A 17,262-nucleotide genomic window follows, 5' to 3' on the forward strand; every position below is an offset into this window, starting at 1 on the left:
TGCCGCCGATCAGCCCTCGGGACCGGTCGGCGCTCGACCCGGATCAGCGTTCACCGCCGATCAACCCTCGGCGCAGATCAGCCCTCGGCGCAGATCAGGCCGAGCCCGCTCGTCAGCCCTCGCCGCCGAGGCGCTGGCTGAAGCCCTGGGTGCGGTGGTCCTGGCCTCCCGAGAGGCGCTGGGACAGGGTCGGGCGGGAGGTCTCCACCTGCTGCACGGTCGGCACCGGGCCCGGGGCCACGCGCAGCTCCGGCAGCGGTTCCGGTGCGGGCGGGGGTGTCGGGGCCGGGCGGCCGGCCGCCACGTGGGCCGACAGGACCATGGTCGAGTCCGGGTCGGCGGTGCGCGGGTCGGCCGCGTCGACCATCGACCGGGGGATCTGCTGGGTGGCCGACGAGTCCATCGGCGACGTCATGTTGTCCGGCGTCACGACGTGGATGCCACGTGCACGAGCACGGGCCAGCGCCGCGTCGGCCCGAGCGCGGGGGTCCATCCGGATCTCTCCTGCGTTGCCTTGGGCCGGCGGGAACGCGCCGGCGGTACCGATCGGTGACGCTCGTCGACCCGGACCTGGGACCGTGTCGTCAAGGTGCTCATGCCAGAGTATTCGCAACTACGGGTGGAAGTAAGCGGAGGAGGAAAAACGGCATGTCGGAGCTGCAAGGCGCCGAGGCGGTGGTTCTGGTCGGGGGGAAGGGGACCCGGCTGCGGCCACTGACCCTGTCCGCCCCCAAGCCCATGCTGCCCACGGCCGGGGTGCCGTTCCTCACCCACCTGCTGTCCCGGATCCGGGAGGTGGGCATCACGCACGTGGTGCTCGGCACGTCGTACAAGGCCGAGGTGTTCCAGGAGCACTTCGGCGACGGGTCGGCGCTCGGGCTCGACCTGGAGTACGTGGTCGAGGAGGTGCCGCTGGACACCGCCGGCGCCATCCGGAACGTGGCCCACAAGCTGCGCGAGCGCGACGTCATGGTCTTCAACGGCGACATCCTGTCCGGCGTCGACCTGCGCGCGGTGCTCGACACCCACCGCACGTCCGAGGCCGACGTGACCCTGCACCTGGTCAAGGTGGAGGACCCGCGCCGGTTCGGGTGCGTCCCGACCGACGCCGACGGGCGGGTCACCGCGTTCCTGGAGAAGACCGAGAACCCGCCGACCGACCAGATCAACGCGGGCTGCTACGTGTTCCGCCGCGAGGTCGTCGAGGCGATCCCGACCGGCCGGCCGGTGTCGGTGGAGCGGGAGACGTTCCCGGGGCTGCTGGCGTCCGGCGCGCGGTTGCAGGGGCACGTCGACACCTCGTACTGGCTCGACCTGGGCACGCCGGCGGCGTTCGTGCGGGGCTCGGCGGACCTGGTGCGCGGCGTCGCGCCGTCGGCCGCGCTGCCCGCGCCGGTGGGTGACGCGATCGTGCTGGACGGCGCGACCGTCGACCCGGGCGCGGTGCTCACCGGCGGTGCGACGGTCGGCTCGGGCTGCACGGTCGCGGCGGGCGCGGTGGTCGACGGCTCGGTGCTGTTCGACGGGGCCGTGGTCGGCGAGGGGGCGCGCGTCGAGCGGAGCGTGGTCGGGGCGAACGCCCTGGTCCAGGCCGGTTCGGTGGTGTCGGACGCGGTGATCGGCGACAACGCGGTGATCGGCGCGCGCTGCGAGCTGATCGGCGGCGCGCGGGTGTGGCCGGGTGTCGTGCTGCCCGAGGCAGGGGTGCGGTTCTCCACCGATGCCTAGGACGTGGCGTCCCCCGTTCCCGCTGGACGTGGCCGGCGTGCTCGGCCCGCTCCGGCGGGGACCGGGTGACGTCGCGTACCGCGAGGCGGGCGGCCTCTGGCTGACCGCGAACACCCCGTCCGGCCCGGCCACGCTGCACGTGACCAGGCCGGACGACGTGGTGGCCGACGCGTGGGGCGACGGCGCGGACTGGCTGCTGGACCGGCTGCCGGCGCTGCTGGGCGCGGACGACGACGACGCGGCGTTCGAGTGCCACCACCCGCTGGTCGCCGAGTCCCGCCGCCGGCGGCCGGGGCTGCGCCTGGGCTCGACCGGGCGGGTGTGGGACGCGCTGCTGCCGGCGGTGCTGGAGCAGAAGGTCACGGTGGTCGAGGCGCACCGGTCGTACCGGGAGCTGTGCACGCGGTTCGGCACGCCCGCGCCGGGTCCGGCACCGGCCGGGATGCGGGTGCCGCCGACGCCCCGGGCGGTGCTGGGCATCACGGACTGGGAGTGGCACCGGGCGGGCGTGGACGGCGCGCGCCGCCGCGCGCTGGTCGCCGCCGCCCAGGTGGCGCACCGCCTGGAGGCCGCCGCCGAGCTGCGCGGCGACCGGGGTCGGGCGCTGCTGCGCAAGGTGCCCGGAATCGGGGTGTGGACGGCCGCCGAGGTGGCCCAGCGCGCGTGGGGCGACCCGGACGCGGTCAGCTTCGGCGACTTCCACCTGGCGGGCCTGGTCGGCTGGGCGCTGCTGGGCCGTCCGCTGGACGACGACGGGATGGCCGAGCTGCTGACCCCGTACGCGCCGCAGCGCCACCGCGCCGTGCGGTACGTGGAGCTGTCGGGTGCCCGCAAGCCCCGCTTCGCGCCGCGCTTCGCACCCCGCGACTACCGCGCGATGTGACGCCGCCCCGGCCTGGTCGGGGTCAGCGGCGGGTGACGAGCTTCAGCCTCAGCCCCAGGCCGGCCTGCACGGCGAGCCGCAGCGGGGCCCACAGCGGGCCCTGGTGCCGGTCGGCGAGGTAGCGGTAGGCGCTGCTGTGGTGGGCGGCCAGCATCCGGGTGGACGACCGGGCCGTGGAGTGGCCGCCGATGTGGGTGACCTCGGCGTCCGGCACGTACACGTTGAGCCAGCCGGCGCGGCCGATCCGGTCGCCGAGGTCCACGTCCTCGAAGTACATGAAGTACCTCGGGTCGAACCCGTCGACCGAGTCGAACGCCTCGCGGCGCAGCAGCAGGCACGAGCCGGACAGCCAGCCGGCCGTGCGCTCCTGCACGGAGGTCTTCTCCTGGCGGTACTCGGTGGTCCACGGGTTGGCGGGCCAGACCTTGGCGAACACCGCGTGGCCGAGGCCCCGGCCGAGCGCGGGCAGCTGCCGCGCGGACGGGTACACCGCGCCGCCCGGCTCGCGGATCAGCGGCCCGAACGCCCCGCCGCGCGGCCACCGCTCGGCCGCGTCCAGCAGGGTGTCGAGGCTGCCGGGCCCCCAGGACAGGTCGGGGTTGGCGACGACGACCCAGCCGACGTCGTCGGGCAGCGACGCCACGCCCCGGTTGGCGCCCGCGCCGTAGCCGAGGTTGCCGCCGGTCGGCAGGAACGTCACGTGGTCGTGCTCGGCGGCTGCGCGCTCGGGCACGCCGTCGGTGGAGCCGTTGTCGGCCAGCACCACGGTGAACGGCCGGGTGGTGGCCCCCGCCAACGTGGTCAGGAAGCCGTCGAGGGTGTCCCCGGGCGAGTAGGTGACGGTCACGACCGCCAGTCCGTCTCCGTAGCGCGTCACGGCGGCCACCCTAGTGGTGGTGCAGGTGGTGCACGACGGCGTGCCCCCTGCCGCGCGCGATGAGCCACCGGTTGACCGGCACGGTGAGCACGAACGCGACGGCCAGCGAGAACGCCAGCGCGCCCCAGAACAGCCAGGTCGCCAGGCCGGCGTCCATCGCGCCCGGCACGACGACCATGACGCCGTTGTCGACGACCTCCATCACCAGGATGGAGACGGTGTCGGCGGCGAGCGCGGTCTTGAGCGCGGTGCGGAAGCCGACGCCGGCGCGCAGCACGCCGCGCAGGGTGAGGGCGTAGCCGAAGAAGAACGCCAGGGCGACGGCCAGCACGATCGTGCCCCAGGTGGGCAGGCCGAGCGCGGTGCCGACGACCATCCCCAGCACCTCGCCGATCGCGCAGCCGGTCAGGCAGTGCAGGGTCGCCGAGATCGCGGTCCTCCAGGATGCGTCCATGCGTCGAACCATACCCCTGGGGGGTATCGAGCGCCAGTGGAGGACCCCGGTCCGGCGCTCGTGTCGGCGGAGGTGGGCGAGGCTGGGGAAGACCCGACCACGGCGGGGGTGCGGGGCCGCGCCCGGGATCAGCGGCGGTGGGAGCGGGCGGCGCGCTCGTAGGCCAGGCGGTGGCGGGCGGCGGAGGTGGACCAGGAGAAGTCCTTCGCACGCACCTGGGCCGCTGTCGCCAGCGCGTCCCGCCGGGCCGGGTCGCTCAACAGCTCGCCCAGCGCCGCCGCGATGTCGCCCGCTCCCACCCCGCAGTACGCCACGGCGTCCCCGCCCACCTCGGGCAGGCTCAGCCGGCGAGTGGTCAGCACGGCCGCGCCGCACGCCATCGCCTCCAGCACCGGCAGGCCGAACCCCTCGCCCAGCGACGGGTAGGCCACCACCTCGGCCCCGCCGAGGAAGCCCGCGAGCTGCCCGAACGGCAGGTAGCCGGCCCGGATCACCCTGATCCGGTGCGGCACGGCGTCCAGGGCCCGCTCCACCTGGCCGTCCCAGCCGGGCTGCCCGGCCAGCACCAGCGTCGGCGGGTCGGTCCGGCCCCGGCACGCCTGCGCGAAGCCCCGGATCAGCGCCGGCACGTTCTTGCGCGGCTCCAGCGCCCCGAGGAACGCCACGTAGGGCGCCCTGCCCAGCGACAGCGACCGCCGCACCTCGGCGACCTCGGCCGCCGTCGGCGGGTGGAACCGCTCGGTGTCCACCCCGTGCTGCGCGATGTGCAGCAGCCGCCGGTCCGCGCCCGCGACCCGGGCCAGCTCGTCCGCCGTCGCCCGGCTCGGCACCACGCACAGCGCCGCCCGGCGCAGCGCCGCCCTGGTCCACGCCCGGAAGAACCGCGCCTTGACCGACGAGTGCAGCACGGCGTCGGTGAAGAACGTGGCGTCGTGCAGAGTCACCACGGACGCCGCCCGGTTCGCCAGCGGCACGGTGTAGTGCGGCGAGTGCACGACCTGCACGCCGAGGCGGGACGCCAGGCGCGGCAACGAGGTCTGCTCCCAGGTCAGCCGCGCGGTGCGGGTGGCGACGGCGTCGGCCGCGGTGATCACCCGCGAGCGGGGCGCGACCCGGTTGTAGAGCTCGGCGTCCCGGGGCTGGCACACGACGCTGAGCCGCGCGCCGTCCGCGTCCAGCGCTCCGACCAGCGAATCCACGTACCGCCCGACCCCGCCCCGGTCCGTCGGCACGGCGGTGGCGTCGATCAGCACGCTGGGTTCGACGGATGACACGCGCAGAAGAGTACGGGTGGCGGCCCGGCGGGTGCCGGGGAATGGCTCAAACGGGACGCGCCCGACCGAGCGACAGGTGCACGTCCCACACCGCGCGGGCGGCGTTCTCCCAGGTGAACGCCTCGGCCCTGGCCAGACCCGCCGCGACCGCCCGGTCGGCGACCTCCGGTTCCCGCCACACCGAGCGCAGCGCGGCCACCAGCGCCGCCCGGTCGCCGCGCGGCACGACCAGGCCGGCCCCGCCCGCGACCTCGACCAGCGCCGGGGCGTCCGAGTGCACCACCGGCACGCCCGCCGCCATGGCCTCCACGACCGGCAGCCCGAACCCCTCGGCCAGGCTCGGCGCGGCCAGCACGGCGGCCCGGCGCAGCACGTGCGCCAGCTCCGGGTCGGTCAGCCGCCCGAGCAGCCGGACGTGCGGCGCGCGCAGGTCCACGCCGCCCCACCCCTGCGGCCCGACGACCACCAGCGGCACGCCCAGCTCGGCGGTCGCCCGGACCAGCACGTCGAACCCCTTGCGCGGCTCGATCGTGCCGACGGCCAGCACGTACCGGTCGGGCAGGTCGGGCACGGCGCGCTCGGCCGGGAACCCGGTCACGCCGTTGTGCACCACCCGCACCGGGGCCGACCCGGGCGCGTGCCGGCGCAGCTCCTCCGCGACGGCGGCGGTCGGCACGACGATCGCGGCGGCCTTGGACACCGCCCGCCCGATCACCCTGCGGTGCCACGCCGCCCCGCGCGCGGTCAGCGTCTCGGGGTGGGTCCACGGGACGACGTCGTGCACGGTCACCACCACCCGGCCGCGCGGCGGCGCGAGCGGCGTCGGCGCGTGCACGGCGTCGCCGCCCGGCCAGTACGGCACCCCGTGCTCCCAGGCGGCGATCAGCGCGCGCCGGGGCAGCGGCAGCACGCGCGGCCCGTGCACGCCGGGTACCTGCGCCGCGCGCACGTCGGCCTGCCTGCTCACCACCCCGGTGACCTCCCACCCGGGCGGGGCGGTGGCGGCCAGGGCGGCGGCCAGCTCGCGGGTGTGGCGGCCGGTCCCGCCGGGGACGGGGGCCAGCAGCTGCTCGGCGAGCACCACCAGGTTCGGCATGTCGCGTACCGTCTCACGCCGTGTCCCTCCCGAGCACGACGGTGGTCGTGGTGACGTGGCGCGGCCGGGACCACGTCACGGCGTGCCTCGACGCCCTGGCCCGCCAGCGCCCGCACCGGGCGCTCGTGCTGGACAACGCGTCCGACGACGGCACCGCCGCGCTGGTCGCGGCCCACCCGAGCGCGCCGGCGGTGGTCCGGCTGCCGCGCAACGCCGGGTACGCGGGCGCGCTGGCGGCCGTGCTGCCGCGCGTGGACACCGAGTTCGTCGCCTGGCTGAACGACGACGCCGCGCCGGAGGACTCCTGGTTGGGCCACTTGGAGGACGCCCTGCGCGCGGCACCGGGAGCCGCTGCGGCCACGTCGTCGCTGCTGCTCGCGGACGGTGCCACGCAGTCGGTCGGCGTCCGGCTGACCGCCGACGGCCACGGCGCGGACCTGGTGCTCGCCGGGCGCGAGGTGTTCGGGTTCTGCGGCGGCGCGGCGCTGCTGCGCACCGACGTGCTCAGGTCCTGCGGTGGCGTGCCGAGGGGCTTCTTCTGCTACTACGAGGACACCGACACCGCGTTCCGGCTGCGCCTGGCCGGGCACGGGGTGGTGTCGGTCGGCCCGGCCCGCGTGCGGCACCGGCACGGCGCGAGCACCGACCCCGGTTCGCGGCTGTTCCACCGCTGGAACGAGCGCAACCGGCTGCTCATGCTGCTGCGCTGCGCCCCGGCCGGGGTCGCGCTCGCCCAGGTGGCCCGGTTCGCCGCGCTGACCGCCGTCCTGCCGTGGCGCGGTGGCCCGAAGCCGGCGAACTTCCGGCTGCCGCTGCGCCTCCAGGTGCTGGCGGAGGTGCTGCTCCGGTTGCCGGCGGTGGTGGCGCAGCGGGTGGCGATCGGCCGCCGCGCGACGGTGTCCCGTGCCGCCGTGTGGCGGGAGTGGGCGGGCAGGTAGCGCAGAACCGTCGACTCACCGTCCACTGTGGACTTTCGGGGCCGGTGACGACCCGAACGCCGCCACCGGGCCGGTGAGCGCAATTGTGCGGTGTGGTCGACCGGACCGGGGCCGGACGGGGATGATCGGGAGGTGCCCTCCGGGCCGCCCACCGGCCCGGTCTGTCGAGAGGAGTCCCGTGGCGGAGTACGTCGAGGTGCGCACCGAGGACGGCGACCTGGTGCCGTTCGAGCTGGACGAGGAGCACGACGGGCCGGTGCGCGCGGGCCGGCGCTGGGACGCCGCCGTGGAGAAGATGGACGAGACGCTCGAAGCGGGCATCGAGCGGGCCCGGAAGGTCGCGCGGGCGGTCGCCTCGAAGATCGGGTCCATGCCCGACCCCCGGCCGGACAAGGTGGCCGTGGAGATCGGGTTGAAGGTCGGCTCCAGCGCCGCGCTGGCGATCGCCAAGTCGACCGCCGAGGCGCACATCAAGGTCACCGTCGAGTGGCAGCGCGACAGCCTGCCCGCGCCGCCGGCCGAGGACGACGACAAGGGCGCCGACAAGGGCGGGGACGGGGACGCCGGCGAGGCCGGCCGGACCGGCGCGGGCGGGGACGGCGGATCGGAGGCGTGAGCCACCTTCGTCACGTGCCCGGCACCGCCATGAGGCAGGCTTAGCGCGTGGAGCGAGCGAGCCTGCCTGACGTGTCGGTGGTCGTGGTCAACTACCGGGGCACCGACGACACCATCACCTGCCTGCGTTCCTTGTTCGCCGACCTGGACTACCCGGCGGACAAGCTCCAGGTGGTGTGCGTCGACAACGCCTCGGGCGACGGCGGCGCGGAGCGCGTCCGGGCCGCCGTGCCGCAGGCCCTGGTCGTCGACGCGCCGGACAACCTCGGCTTCGCCGGCGGCTGCAACCTGGGCGCGCGGCACGCGACCGGCACGGTGCTCGCGTTCCTCAACAACGACGCCCGCCCGCACCCGGACTGGCTGCGCGCGGCGGTGCGGGTGCTGCGCGCCGAGCCGACCGTGGGCGCGGTGGCGTCGAAGGTGCTGGACTGGGACGGCCGGGCCATCGACTTCGTGGACGCCGGCCTGACCTGGTTCGGCATGGGCTACAAGCGGCACGCCGGCCGGCCCGACGACGGGACGCACGACGTGCCGCGCGACGTCCTGTTCGGCACCGGCTCGGCGCTGGTCGTGCGGGCCCGGCTGTTCCAGGAGCTCGACGGGTTCGACGAGCGCTTCTTCATGTTCTACGAGGACGTCGACCTCGGCTGGCGGCTGAACCTGCGCGGCTGGCGGGTGCGCTACGAGCCGACGTCGCTGACCTACCACAGGCACCACGCCTCGATGTCCACAGTGGACATCAGCCGCGAGCTGTTCCTGCTGGAGCGCAACGCGCTGGCCGCGCTCTACAAGAACGCCTCGGACGAGACCCTGGCCAGGGCGCTGCCCGCCGCGCTGGCCCTGGTGGTCCGCCGGGCGACCGCGCGCGGCGAGATCGACCCGCGCCAGCTCGAGATCACCCGTCGGCCCGCCGACCCGGCCGACGACGCCGCACCGGTCCCCGTGCCGCGCCAGGCGCTGGCGGGTTTCCTGGCCATCGACCAGTTCGTCGAGCTGCTGCCCCGGCTGGCCGAGTCCCGCGCGGTCGAGCAGGCCGCGCGCCGGGTGTCGGACGCGGACCTGGTCCCGCTGATGCGCAAGGCCCTGGAGCCCGCGTACCCGCTGGAGCGCTACCTCGCCGCGCACGACGTGCTGGTGGACGTGTTCGGCATCGAGGAGCTGTACGGTCGCCCGCGCCGCGTCCTGATCGTGACCGGCGACGCGATCTCGGAGAAGATGGCCGGGCCGGCGATCCGGGCGTGGAACATGGCCGACGTGCTCGCCGACGAGCACCAGGTCCGGCTGGTGACCTTCAACCCGCTGTGCGCGCCGCCCGACGCGCCCTTCGAGGTGCAGGGCATCCGACCGCGCGACGTCGACCCGCACCTGGTGTGGGCCGACGTGATCGTGTTGCAGGGCCACGCGCTGGAGTTCCTGCCGCAGCTCAGGACGCCGGGCTCGACCAAGATCGTGGTCTGCGACATCTACGACCCGATGCACCTCGAACTGCTGGAGCAGGGCCGCGACTCGACCGACGAGCAGCGGGAGAAGGACCTGGTCGGCGTCACCCGCGTGCTCACCAACCAGTTGGCGCGCGGCGACTTCTTCCTCTGCGCGTCCGAGCGGCAGCGGCACTTCTGGCTCGGCCACCTGGCCGCCATGGGCCGGCTCACCCCCGCCCTCTACGACACCGACCCCACGGTGAAGTCGCTGCTCGCCGTCGCCCCGTTCGGCCTGTCCGGCAAGCCGCCGCAGCGCACCGGACCCGGTCTGCGCGACGCCCTGGGCATCGACCGGGACGACAAGGTCGTGCTGTGGGCGGGCGGCGTCTACAGCTGGTTCGACCCGCTGACCCTGATCCACGCCGTGGACCGGCTGCGCGGCACGCGCCCGGACGCCAGGCTGGTGTTCCTGGGCATGAAGCACCCGAACCCGGAGGTGCCCGACATGGGCATCGCCGGGCAGACCCGCGCCCTGTCCGAGAGCCTCGGCCTGACCGGCGAGACCGTGTTCTTCAACGAGGCGTGGGTGCCCTACCAGGACCGGCAGAACTGGCTGCTGGACGCCGACTGCGGTGTCACCACGCACTACGAGCACGTCGAGACCACGTTCGCGTTCCGCACCCGGGTGCTCGACTACCTGTGGGCGGGCCTGCCGATCGTCACCACGGACGGCGACTCCTTCGCGGACCTGGTGGAGCGCGAGGGGCTGGGCGTGGTCGTGCCCTCGGAGGACGCCGACGCGCTGGCGGCGGCCCTGGAGAAGGTGCTCTACGACGAGGACTTCGCCGCCGGGTGCGCGGAGCGCATCGCGGCCGTCCGCGAGCGCTTCACCTGGGAGGCGGTCCTGGCCCCGCTGGTCGACTTCTGCCGGCACCCCCGGCCCGCCGCGGACCGGCTGCCGGGCGTCGCGCCCATGGTGCGCAACCAGCCGCTGGGCCGCAAGGAGAAGCTGCAACGCGACGTGCGCCTGGTGCGGGAGTACCTGAACCAGGGCGGGGCGACCGAGGTCGCCAAGCGCGCCACCGGCCGCGTCCTCAAGAAGCTGCGCGGCCGTGGCTGAGCCGCTCAAGGTGCTGATCGACGGCACCCCGCTGCTGGGCCACCGGACCGGGATCGGCCGCTACACCTCGGCGCTGGCCGAGGAACTGGCGTCGATGCGCGACGCGGTCGACGTCCGCGCGGTCGCGTTCACGCTGCGGGGCTGGCGGGCGCTGCGGACCGTGCTGCCGCACGACGTGACCGCGCGCGGCCTGCCGGTGTCGGCGCGGCTGCTGCGGGAGTTCTGGCTGCGCGGCCCGTTCCCGCCGGTCGAGTTCCTGGCCGGGCCCACGGACGTGATGCACGCCACCAACTTCGTGCTGCCGCCGTCGATCCGGGCGGGCGGCGTGACGACGATCCACGACCTGGCGTTCCTCGACGCGCCGCAGGACCTGCCGCACTCCGACCGCAGGCTGCCCGAGCTGGTCCGCAAGTCGGCGCTCCGGGCGGACGTGGTGTGCACACCCACCCACGCGGTCGCCCGGGTCGTGACCGAGCGGTTCGAGGTCGACCCGGACAAGGTCGTGGTCACCCCGCTGGGCGTGGACCCGGCGTGGTTCGCCGCGCGCCCGCCCGGCGACGGGCTGCGCGCGCGGCTGGGCCTGCCCGCCCAGTACGTGCTGTTCGTCGGTGCCGGCGGCCCGCGCAAGGGCCTGGCGACGCTCGTGGACGCCCACGCCGCGCACCCCGCCCTGCCGCCGCTGGTGCTCGCCGGACCGGGCCACGCCGGCGCGGACGGCCGGGTGCTGCGCACGGGCTACCTCAACGACGTCGACCTGCGCAGCGTGGTGGCGGGCGCGGCGGTCCTGGCGCTGCCGTCGCGCGACGAGGGCTTCGGGCTGCCGGTGCTGGAGGCGCTGGCCTGCAACGTGCCCGTCGTCTGCACGGACGTGCCGGCGCTGCGCGAGGTGGCGGGCGGCCACGCCGTCCACGTGCCGGTGGGCGACGCGGACGCGCTCGGCCAGGCCCTGGTGGACGCGCTGGGCACCGCGCCGGACCCGGCGGACCAGGCCGCGCGACGGGCGCACGCGTCGGGCTTCACGTGGCGCAGGACGGCGGAGAAGACCGTCGAGGCGTACCGGTTGGCGGCTGCCGCCCGGCGGTGACGGCCGCCCGCAGCGGCGTCCGGAGGGCGGGTGCCGGCGGTCGGGGTGCCGGCGGGCGACACCGGCCCCCGCGTTCGCGTTGCGCGTCGATTCGTGGAAGTTTATTCCGCCGGTGCACCGGCTCGACGAATTCGACGGTTCCTCAGGTGGAACGAATTTCCAAAGATCACGCGATCGGGGGACGCGATGACACCGAGACAGCGCCGGCTCGCCCGGCGGTTGCGGCAGCTGCGCGTGAACGCGGGCGTGGGCATTGACGACGCCGCCGCGCACATCGGGTGCAAACACCCGAAGATCACCAAGATCGAGCTGTGCCGGCTCGGCGCGAAACCCGAGGAGGTGCGGCAGCTCTGCGAGCTGTACGGCGCGAGCCGGGCGACCGTGGCCAGCATGGTGGACCTCGCCCGGACGGCCAGGGCCCGGGGCTGGTACCAGAGCTACGACGACGCGGCCAACCCGGAGAACATCGAGTTCGTGGACCTGGAGACCGACGCGGTCGCGGTGTCGGCGTTCCAGGTCGACCTGGTCCCGGGCCTGTTGCAGACCCCCGGCTACTCCCGCGCGGTGATCCGCGCCGGTCACCCCGACATCGGCGAGGACGTGCTGGCGCAGCGGGTGGAGCTGCGCGGCAGGCGGCAGGACCGCGTGCTGGACGGCGCGCTGTCCGTCTGGGCGGTCGTCGCCGAGGCGGCACTCGTCCGGGCGATGGGCGGGCGCGACGCGCACGTCGCCCAGCTCCGCCACCTCATCGGCCTCGCGGCGCTGCCCAACGTCCAGTTCCAGGTGGTGCCGAACCGCGCGGGCGAACACATGGCAATGGGCGTCCCGTTCTCCTGCTTCCGATTCGACGACGGCAGCGGAACGGTGGCCATCGACCACTTGAGTGGAACGTTCTTTCTCGAAGAAGAAAAAGACGTCGACCGGTATAGGCTCGCGTTCCACCATCTCTGTGGTGTCGCTCTGAGCCAACACGATTCACTGGCTCTGCTTCGCCGCTACACCGAAGAGGAGCACAGCGAATGGGAACTCCGGAGCTGATCCCGGGCACCTGGCGGAAGTCGAGTTCCAGCGGCGGCAACTCCGACTGCGTGGAGGTCGCGCACACCCGGTCCGCCGTCGCCGTCCGGGACAGCAAGAACCCCGGCACCGCCCTGACCGTCCCCCGGTCGACCTGGTCGGCGTTCCTCGCGGTCCTGCGCAGACGCCGGCCCGCGTGACCCGGTGCCTGCGCAGATCCGGGTTCGCGCGCCCCCGGCCGGTGCCGCGCCCGGGGTGCGGCGCCGCCTCCACCCGACCGGGCACGGCCGCCACCCCACCGGGTGTCGACGGCAGCCAATCGAGACGCTCGGAGAAGCCGTGCGCGACCTCGGCCCCGACTTCTCCGCGGCCGGACCGGGGGCAGCGGCGCGGGCCGCTAGGAAGTCCGCACCGGGCGCTCCACCGCCGCACCGGTAAGGACACCCCACGAGATCTGCCGCGAACCCGTCACGGCACAGACGCGGCGCAAGAACCGCTGGCGCTCACCATCGGAGCGCTGCGCGGAGACATCGGGAAGTCGCCCGTGGTCGGACATGCCGGAAAGGTTCTCGCATTGTTTGTCCGCAAAACCAGTGCGACAAGCCACCTCCACTCCAACGGCGCAACACCCGTCTCAGGTGGTCACTCAGCGCGTTCACTGCGATGATGCCGCCCATGAGTTTCACCGCGGTGTGGCCGATCGACGACCCCGGTGGCGGCGAGACCGCCGACGAGATGACCGTGGACACCCCCGAGGACGTGGACGCGCTGCTGCGCCGCCTCGCCGAGCCCGGTGCCGGCCCCGCCGTCGTCGAGCACGGGGACCGCCCGCTGCTCGACGACACCGAGGGGCTGCTGGGCGCACCGGGCCGGACGAAGATCCCCGACCACGACGTGGCCGCCGCCGTCCACGGCGGCTTCGGCTACCTCACCTACGCCGACCCGGAGCACGACTACTCGACCCTCGACGGCGAGCCCGGCTCCCCCGAGCACCGCTCCGAGCACGTCGACCACCCGGCGGGCTCGGGCGTGCCCGTGGAGGTGCTGGGCGCGGCCTTGAAGGACTTCCTCGCCACCGCCGCGCGTCCGACGTGCGTGCGGTGGCGGGAAGCCTAGGAGCGGTCCGAAAGCCGGCTCAGGGCAGGGCGCGGGTGGCGAACGCCTCGTGCAGGGCCGCCCGCCACGGCCGCAGCGGCGTCAGGCCCGACTCGGCCCACGCCCGGCCGGACAGCACCGAGTACGCCGGGCGCGGCGCGGGGCGCGGGAAGTCGGCCGTGCCGCACGCCTTCACCCGCTCCGGGTCGGCACCCAGCTCCTCGAACACGGCCTGGGCGAACCCGCGCCACGTCGTCTCGCCGCCGCCCGTGGCGTGCAGCACGCGCGCCTGCGGCCCGGTCCGCACCACCCGCGCGGCCAGCTCGACCAGCCCGGCCGCGAGGTCGGCCGACCACGTCGGCGAGCCGCGCTGGTCGTCCACGACGGACAGCAGGTCGCGCTCGCCTTCGAGCCGCGCGATCGTCCGGACGAAGTTCGGCCCGCCCGCGCCGTACAGCCACGCCGTCCGGACGACCCACGCCCGTTCCCACGTCCGGAGGACCCGCTGCTCCCCCTCCAGCTTCGTGCGCCCGTAGGCCGAGCGGGGGCCGGTCGGGTCGTCGGGCTCGTACGGCCGCGCGCCGTCGCCCGGGAAGACGTAGTCCGTGGAGACGTGCAGCAGCGGCACGTCGTGCTCGCGGCACGCCTCGGCCAGCAGTCCCGCGCCGACCGCGTTCACCGCGAACGCGCGCTCCTCGTCGGTCTCCGCCGCGTCGACGGCGGTGTACGCGGCGGCGTTCACCACCGCCGGCCTGAGCCCGTTGTCCCGCGCGGAGGCGGCGAAGGAGGCCACCGCGTCGGAGACCGCGCCGGCGTCGGTGACGTCCAGCTCCGCCGACGACGGCGCGTGCACCAGGGCGTCGGCCGGTGCGGCGGCGACCAGGTCGTGCCCGAGCTGGCCGCGCCCGCCCGGTACCAGCAGCGCGAGCATCAGCCGGCCAGCGCGGCGCGCTGCTTGAGGGGCTCCCACCACGACCGGTTGTCCCGGTACCACTCGACGGTGGCGGCCAGGCCGGCGGTGAAGTCGACCCTCGGCGCGTAGCCCAGTTCGGTGGCGATCTTGGTGATGTCGACCGAGTAGCGGCGGTCGTGGCCCAAGCGGTCGGTGACCGGCTCGACGGACGACCAGTCGCGGCCGGTCGCGGCGAGCAGGCGCTCGGTCAGCTCGCGGTTGGTCAGCTCGGTGCCGCCGCCGATGTTGTAGATCTCACCGCCCCGGCCGCCCTCCAGCACGAGCTGGATGCCCCGGCAGTGGTCGTCCACGTGCAGCCAGTCGCGGACGTTGAGGCCGTCGCCGTAGAGGGGGACCTTGCGGCCGTCCACGAGGTTGGTCACGAACAGCGGGACGACCTTCTCCGGGAACTGGTACGGACCGTAGTTGTTCGAGCACCGGGTGATGCACACCGGCAGGCCGTGCGTCCGGTGGAAGGAGCGCGCCAGCAGGTCGGAGGCCGCCTTGGAGGCGGAGTAGGGCGAGTTCGGCTCCAGCAGGTGCTCCTCTGTCCAGGAGCCCTCGTCGATGGTGCCGTAGACCTCGTCGGTGGAGACGTGCACGAACTTGGCGACGTTCGCCTCCAGGGCCGCTTGGAGCAGCGTCTGGGTGCCCAGCACGTTCGTCAGCACGAAATCGGCGGAGCCGGAGATGGACCGGTCCACATGCGACTCGGCCGCGAAGTGCACGACCACGTCCGTTCGGCCCATCAGGTCCGTCACCAACTCGCGGTCGCAGATGTCACCCCGGACGAACGTCAGCCGGGGGTCGTCGGCCACCGGGGCGAGGTTGGCCTCGTTCCCGGCGTAGGTGAGCTTGTCCAGCACCACCACCTCGGCGTCCGCGTAGACCGGGTAAGCGCCGCCCACCATCTCCCGCACGTAGTGCGAGCCGATGAAGCCGGCCCCACCCGTCACCAGTACGCGCATGGTCAATGCCCTTCCACAACCGTCGTCCACCGCAAGTCTGTCACGGTGTTTAGCCGTGCAACCCACCCTGTCGTTACAGCGTCTCCCGTATTAAGTGGAACAGCAGGCCGGAACCCCGGCCCGCCACTAACCTGGGACGGCAGTCGCGGGACACGGGGGAGGCACCACCAGTGGACACCAGTCCGCCCAAATCGGCCGCGAGACCGGCTGCTTTGCGTGTCCTAGTGGTCACCTGGCGTTCACTGACAGCCCTCTTGTCGGCCTCGGTGCTGCTCGTCTCCTGGTACGGGTGGACCTACCTGCGCGGCATCACCGACGACATCGTCACCACGGACGTCATCCCGTCGTCGGTCACCGACCAGGGCGCGGCGCGCAAGCCGCTGGACGGCGCGATCGACATCCTGCTGGTCGGCGTGGACAGCCGCACCGACGCGCAGGGCAAGCCCCTGTCCGACGAGGTGCTGGCGCTGCTGAACGGCGGTGTGGCGGACGGCACGCTGAACACCGACACCATGATCCTGGTGCACATCCCGCAGGACGGCACGCGAGCCGTGGCCATCTCGTTCCCGCGCGACGCGTACGTGGAGATCGCGGACGGTTTCGGCAAGCACAAGCTGAACTCGGCGATGCTGCGGCAGAAGAACGACACCTCGCAGCGGCTGCGCAACGAGGGCGTCGCGGACGAGGCGCGCATCGAGCGCGAGTCGACCCAGGCCGGCCGCCGCACGTTGATCAAGACCATCGAGGGGCTGACCGGCGGCGCGGTCACCGTCGACCGGTACGCCGAGGTCAACCTCGCCTCCTTCTACGAGGTGACGCAGGCCATCGGCGGCGTGGAGGTGTGCCTGAAGCAGGCCACCCGCGACTCCGACTCGGGGGCCGACTTCCCGGCCGGGCCGCAGACCATCGCGGGCGCGGACGCGCTGTCGTTCGTGCGGCAGCGCGGCGGCCTGCCCGGCGGCGACCTGGACCGGATCGTGCGCCAGCAGGTGTTCATCGGCGCGCTGGCCCGCAAGGTGCTGTCCACCGGCACGCTGACCGACTTCGACAAGCTCGCCGACCTGGTGACGGCGGTGAAGAGGTCCGTGGTGCTCAGCGAGCGGTGGGACATCACCGAGTTCGCCGAGCAGATGCAGGGCCTGGTGTCGGGCAACATCCAGTTCCGCACCATCCCGGTGGGCGACCCGACCGACACGTGGAGCGACGGCAACGTTTTGCCGGTCGACCCGGCGGCGGTGCGCCAGTTCATCAAGGGCCTGGCCACCGACCCCGCGCCGAGGTCGGGCTCGTCCGCGCCGGCCACCACGCCGACCGGTCCGCCGCCGTCGGCCATCACCGTGCAGGTGGTCAACTCCTCCGGGGTCGCCGGCAAGGCGATCGGCGTGCTGGAAACGTTGGTGGGCAAGGGTTTCCAGCGCGGTGACGCGATCAGCGGCGACTACCTGGACAGCACCGTCGTGCGGTACGCGACCGGCGAGCGGGCCGGCGCCGACCGGGTGATCTCCGCCCTGGGCGGTAACGCCGAGGCCACCGAGGACGACTCCGTGCCGAGAGGGCAGGTCCGGGTCTACGTGGGCGCGGACTTCGCCCAGGCGGACGAGTCCGACACCTCGTCGGCCGGCGTGGTCACGACGATCGCGCCGACCTCCTCGTCCGCTCCGCCGATCACCGCCCAGGGTGTGGTCTGCGTCAACTGACAGCCCCGCCGCCCGGTGATCGTCGCGTCCGACCGGCGGCAGG

Annotated in this window: 17 protein-coding genes; 10 read left to right on the top strand and 7 right to left on the bottom strand. The window is 74.2% G+C overall.

Annotation, left to right across the window (positions count from 1 at the left end):
• Window positions 1-112: 112 nt before the first annotated feature.
• Window positions 113-493, bottom strand: coding sequence for a hypothetical protein (locus AB0I60_RS17225; protein ID WP_360730887.1), 381 nt, complete (start codon window positions 491-493; stop codon window positions 113-115).
• Window positions 494-648: 155 nt separating this feature from the next.
• Here AB0I60_RS17225 and AB0I60_RS17230 point away from each other — a divergent pair, with 155 nt between their 5' ends.
• Both AB0I60_RS17230 and AB0I60_RS17235 read left to right on the top strand, forming a co-directional pair.
• Window positions 649-1,728 (top strand): NDP-sugar synthase, encoded by a 1,080-nt coding sequence (locus AB0I60_RS17230; RefSeq protein WP_360730889.1) that lies wholly within the window; start codon window positions 649-651, stop codon window positions 1,726-1,728.
• On the top strand, window positions 1,721-2,611 hold the full coding sequence (locus AB0I60_RS17235; RefSeq protein ID WP_360730892.1) for a DNA-3-methyladenine glycosylase 2 family protein: 891 nt from the start codon (window positions 1,721-1,723) through the stop codon (window positions 2,609-2,611). The genes AB0I60_RS17230 and AB0I60_RS17235 overlap by 8 nt, the downstream gene beginning before the upstream one ends.
• A gap of 22 nt (window positions 2,612-2,633) precedes the next feature.
• Here AB0I60_RS17235 and AB0I60_RS17240 read toward each other — a convergent pair whose 3' ends face one another.
• The 4 genes from AB0I60_RS17240 to AB0I60_RS17255 form a co-directional block, all read right to left on the bottom strand.
• Window positions 2,634-3,488 carry a glycosyltransferase family 2 protein gene (locus AB0I60_RS17240; protein WP_360730895.1) on the bottom strand — a complete coding sequence of 285 codons (855 nt, stop codon included), beginning with the start codon at window positions 3,486-3,488 and terminating at the stop codon, window positions 2,634-2,636.
• A gap of 10 nt (window positions 3,489-3,498) precedes the next feature.
• Window positions 3,499-3,942, bottom strand: coding sequence for a DUF4396 domain-containing protein (locus AB0I60_RS17245; protein ID WP_360730898.1), 444 nt, complete (start codon window positions 3,940-3,942; stop codon window positions 3,499-3,501).
• 128 nt (window positions 3,943-4,070) lie between these two features.
• Entirely contained in the window at window positions 4,071-5,195 is a 1,125-nt protein-coding gene (locus AB0I60_RS17250; protein ID WP_360731339.1) for a glycosyltransferase family 1 protein, read from the bottom strand.
• Window positions 5,196-5,262: 67 nt separating this feature from the next.
• Window positions 5,263-6,312, bottom strand: a complete 1,050-nt coding sequence (locus AB0I60_RS17255; protein WP_360730901.1) for a glycosyltransferase family 1 protein — start codon at window positions 6,310-6,312, stop codon at window positions 5,263-5,265.
• 20 nt (window positions 6,313-6,332) lie between these two features.
• On the opposite strand from AB0I60_RS17255, the gene AB0I60_RS17260 reads away from it, so the two are divergent.
• The 7 genes from AB0I60_RS17260 to AB0I60_RS17290 all read left to right on the top strand — a co-directional run bounded on the left by AB0I60_RS17260 (window position 6,333) and on the right by AB0I60_RS17290 (window position 13,623).
• A complete protein-coding gene (locus AB0I60_RS17260) occupies window positions 6,333-7,250 on the top strand; it encodes a glycosyltransferase (RefSeq protein ID WP_360730904.1) in 918 nt (305 codons plus the stop codon).
• 178 nt (window positions 7,251-7,428) lie between these two features.
• Entirely contained in the window at window positions 7,429-7,866 is a 438-nt protein-coding gene (locus AB0I60_RS17265) for a CU044_2847 family protein (RefSeq protein ID WP_360730907.1), read from the top strand.
• A gap of 47 nt (window positions 7,867-7,913) precedes the next feature.
• The gene (locus tag AB0I60_RS17270) at window positions 7,914-10,406 is read left to right on the top strand and encodes a glycosyltransferase (protein ID WP_360730910.1); all 2,493 of its coding nucleotides are present in this window, start codon (window positions 7,914-7,916) and stop codon (window positions 10,404-10,406) included.
• On the top strand, window positions 10,399-11,490 hold the full coding sequence (locus AB0I60_RS17275) for a glycosyltransferase family 1 protein (protein ID WP_360730912.1): 1,092 nt from the start codon (window positions 10,399-10,401) through the stop codon (window positions 11,488-11,490). Before AB0I60_RS17270 ends, AB0I60_RS17275 begins: the two co-directional genes overlap by 8 nt.
• Before the next feature lie 186 nt (window positions 11,491-11,676).
• Window positions 11,677-12,528, top strand: coding sequence for a DUF5753 domain-containing protein (locus AB0I60_RS17280; protein ID WP_360730915.1), 852 nt, complete (start codon window positions 11,677-11,679; stop codon window positions 12,526-12,528).
• On the top strand, window positions 12,510-12,707 hold the full coding sequence (locus AB0I60_RS17285; RefSeq protein ID WP_360730919.1) for a DUF397 domain-containing protein: 198 nt from the start codon (window positions 12,510-12,512) through the stop codon (window positions 12,705-12,707). Before AB0I60_RS17280 ends, AB0I60_RS17285 begins: the two co-directional genes overlap by 19 nt.
• Before the next feature lie 475 nt (window positions 12,708-13,182).
• Window positions 13,183-13,623 carry an Imm1 family immunity protein gene (locus AB0I60_RS17290; protein WP_360730922.1) on the top strand — a complete coding sequence of 147 codons (441 nt, stop codon included), beginning with the start codon at window positions 13,183-13,185 and terminating at the stop codon, window positions 13,621-13,623.
• 19 nt (window positions 13,624-13,642) lie between these two features.
• On the opposite strand, the gene rfbD is transcribed toward AB0I60_RS17290, so the two are convergent.
• Window positions 13,643-14,533 (bottom strand): dTDP-4-dehydrorhamnose reductase, encoded by an 891-nt coding sequence (gene rfbD / locus AB0I60_RS17295; RefSeq protein ID WP_360730925.1) that lies wholly within the window; start codon window positions 14,531-14,533, stop codon window positions 13,643-13,645.
• Complete coding sequence (rfbB, locus tag AB0I60_RS17300) at window positions 14,533-15,522, bottom strand: dTDP-glucose 4,6-dehydratase (RefSeq protein WP_360730928.1); 990 nt, start codon at window positions 15,520-15,522, stop codon at window positions 14,533-14,535. Before rfbB ends, rfbD begins: the two co-directional genes overlap by 1 nt.
• Window positions 15,523-15,776: 254 nt before the next feature.
• Between rfbB and AB0I60_RS17305 the strand changes: the two genes are divergently transcribed.
• Window positions 15,777-17,219: an LCP family protein gene (locus AB0I60_RS17305; protein WP_360730931.1), complete on the top strand. Its 1,443-nt coding sequence runs from the start codon at window positions 15,777-15,779 to the stop codon at window positions 17,217-17,219.
• The last annotated feature ends 43 nt before the right edge of the window (window positions 17,220-17,262 follow it).

Source organism: Actinosynnema sp. NPDC050436, assembly GCF_040655415.1.
Lineage (GTDB): Bacteria > Actinomycetota > Actinomycetes > Mycobacteriales > Pseudonocardiaceae > Actinosynnema.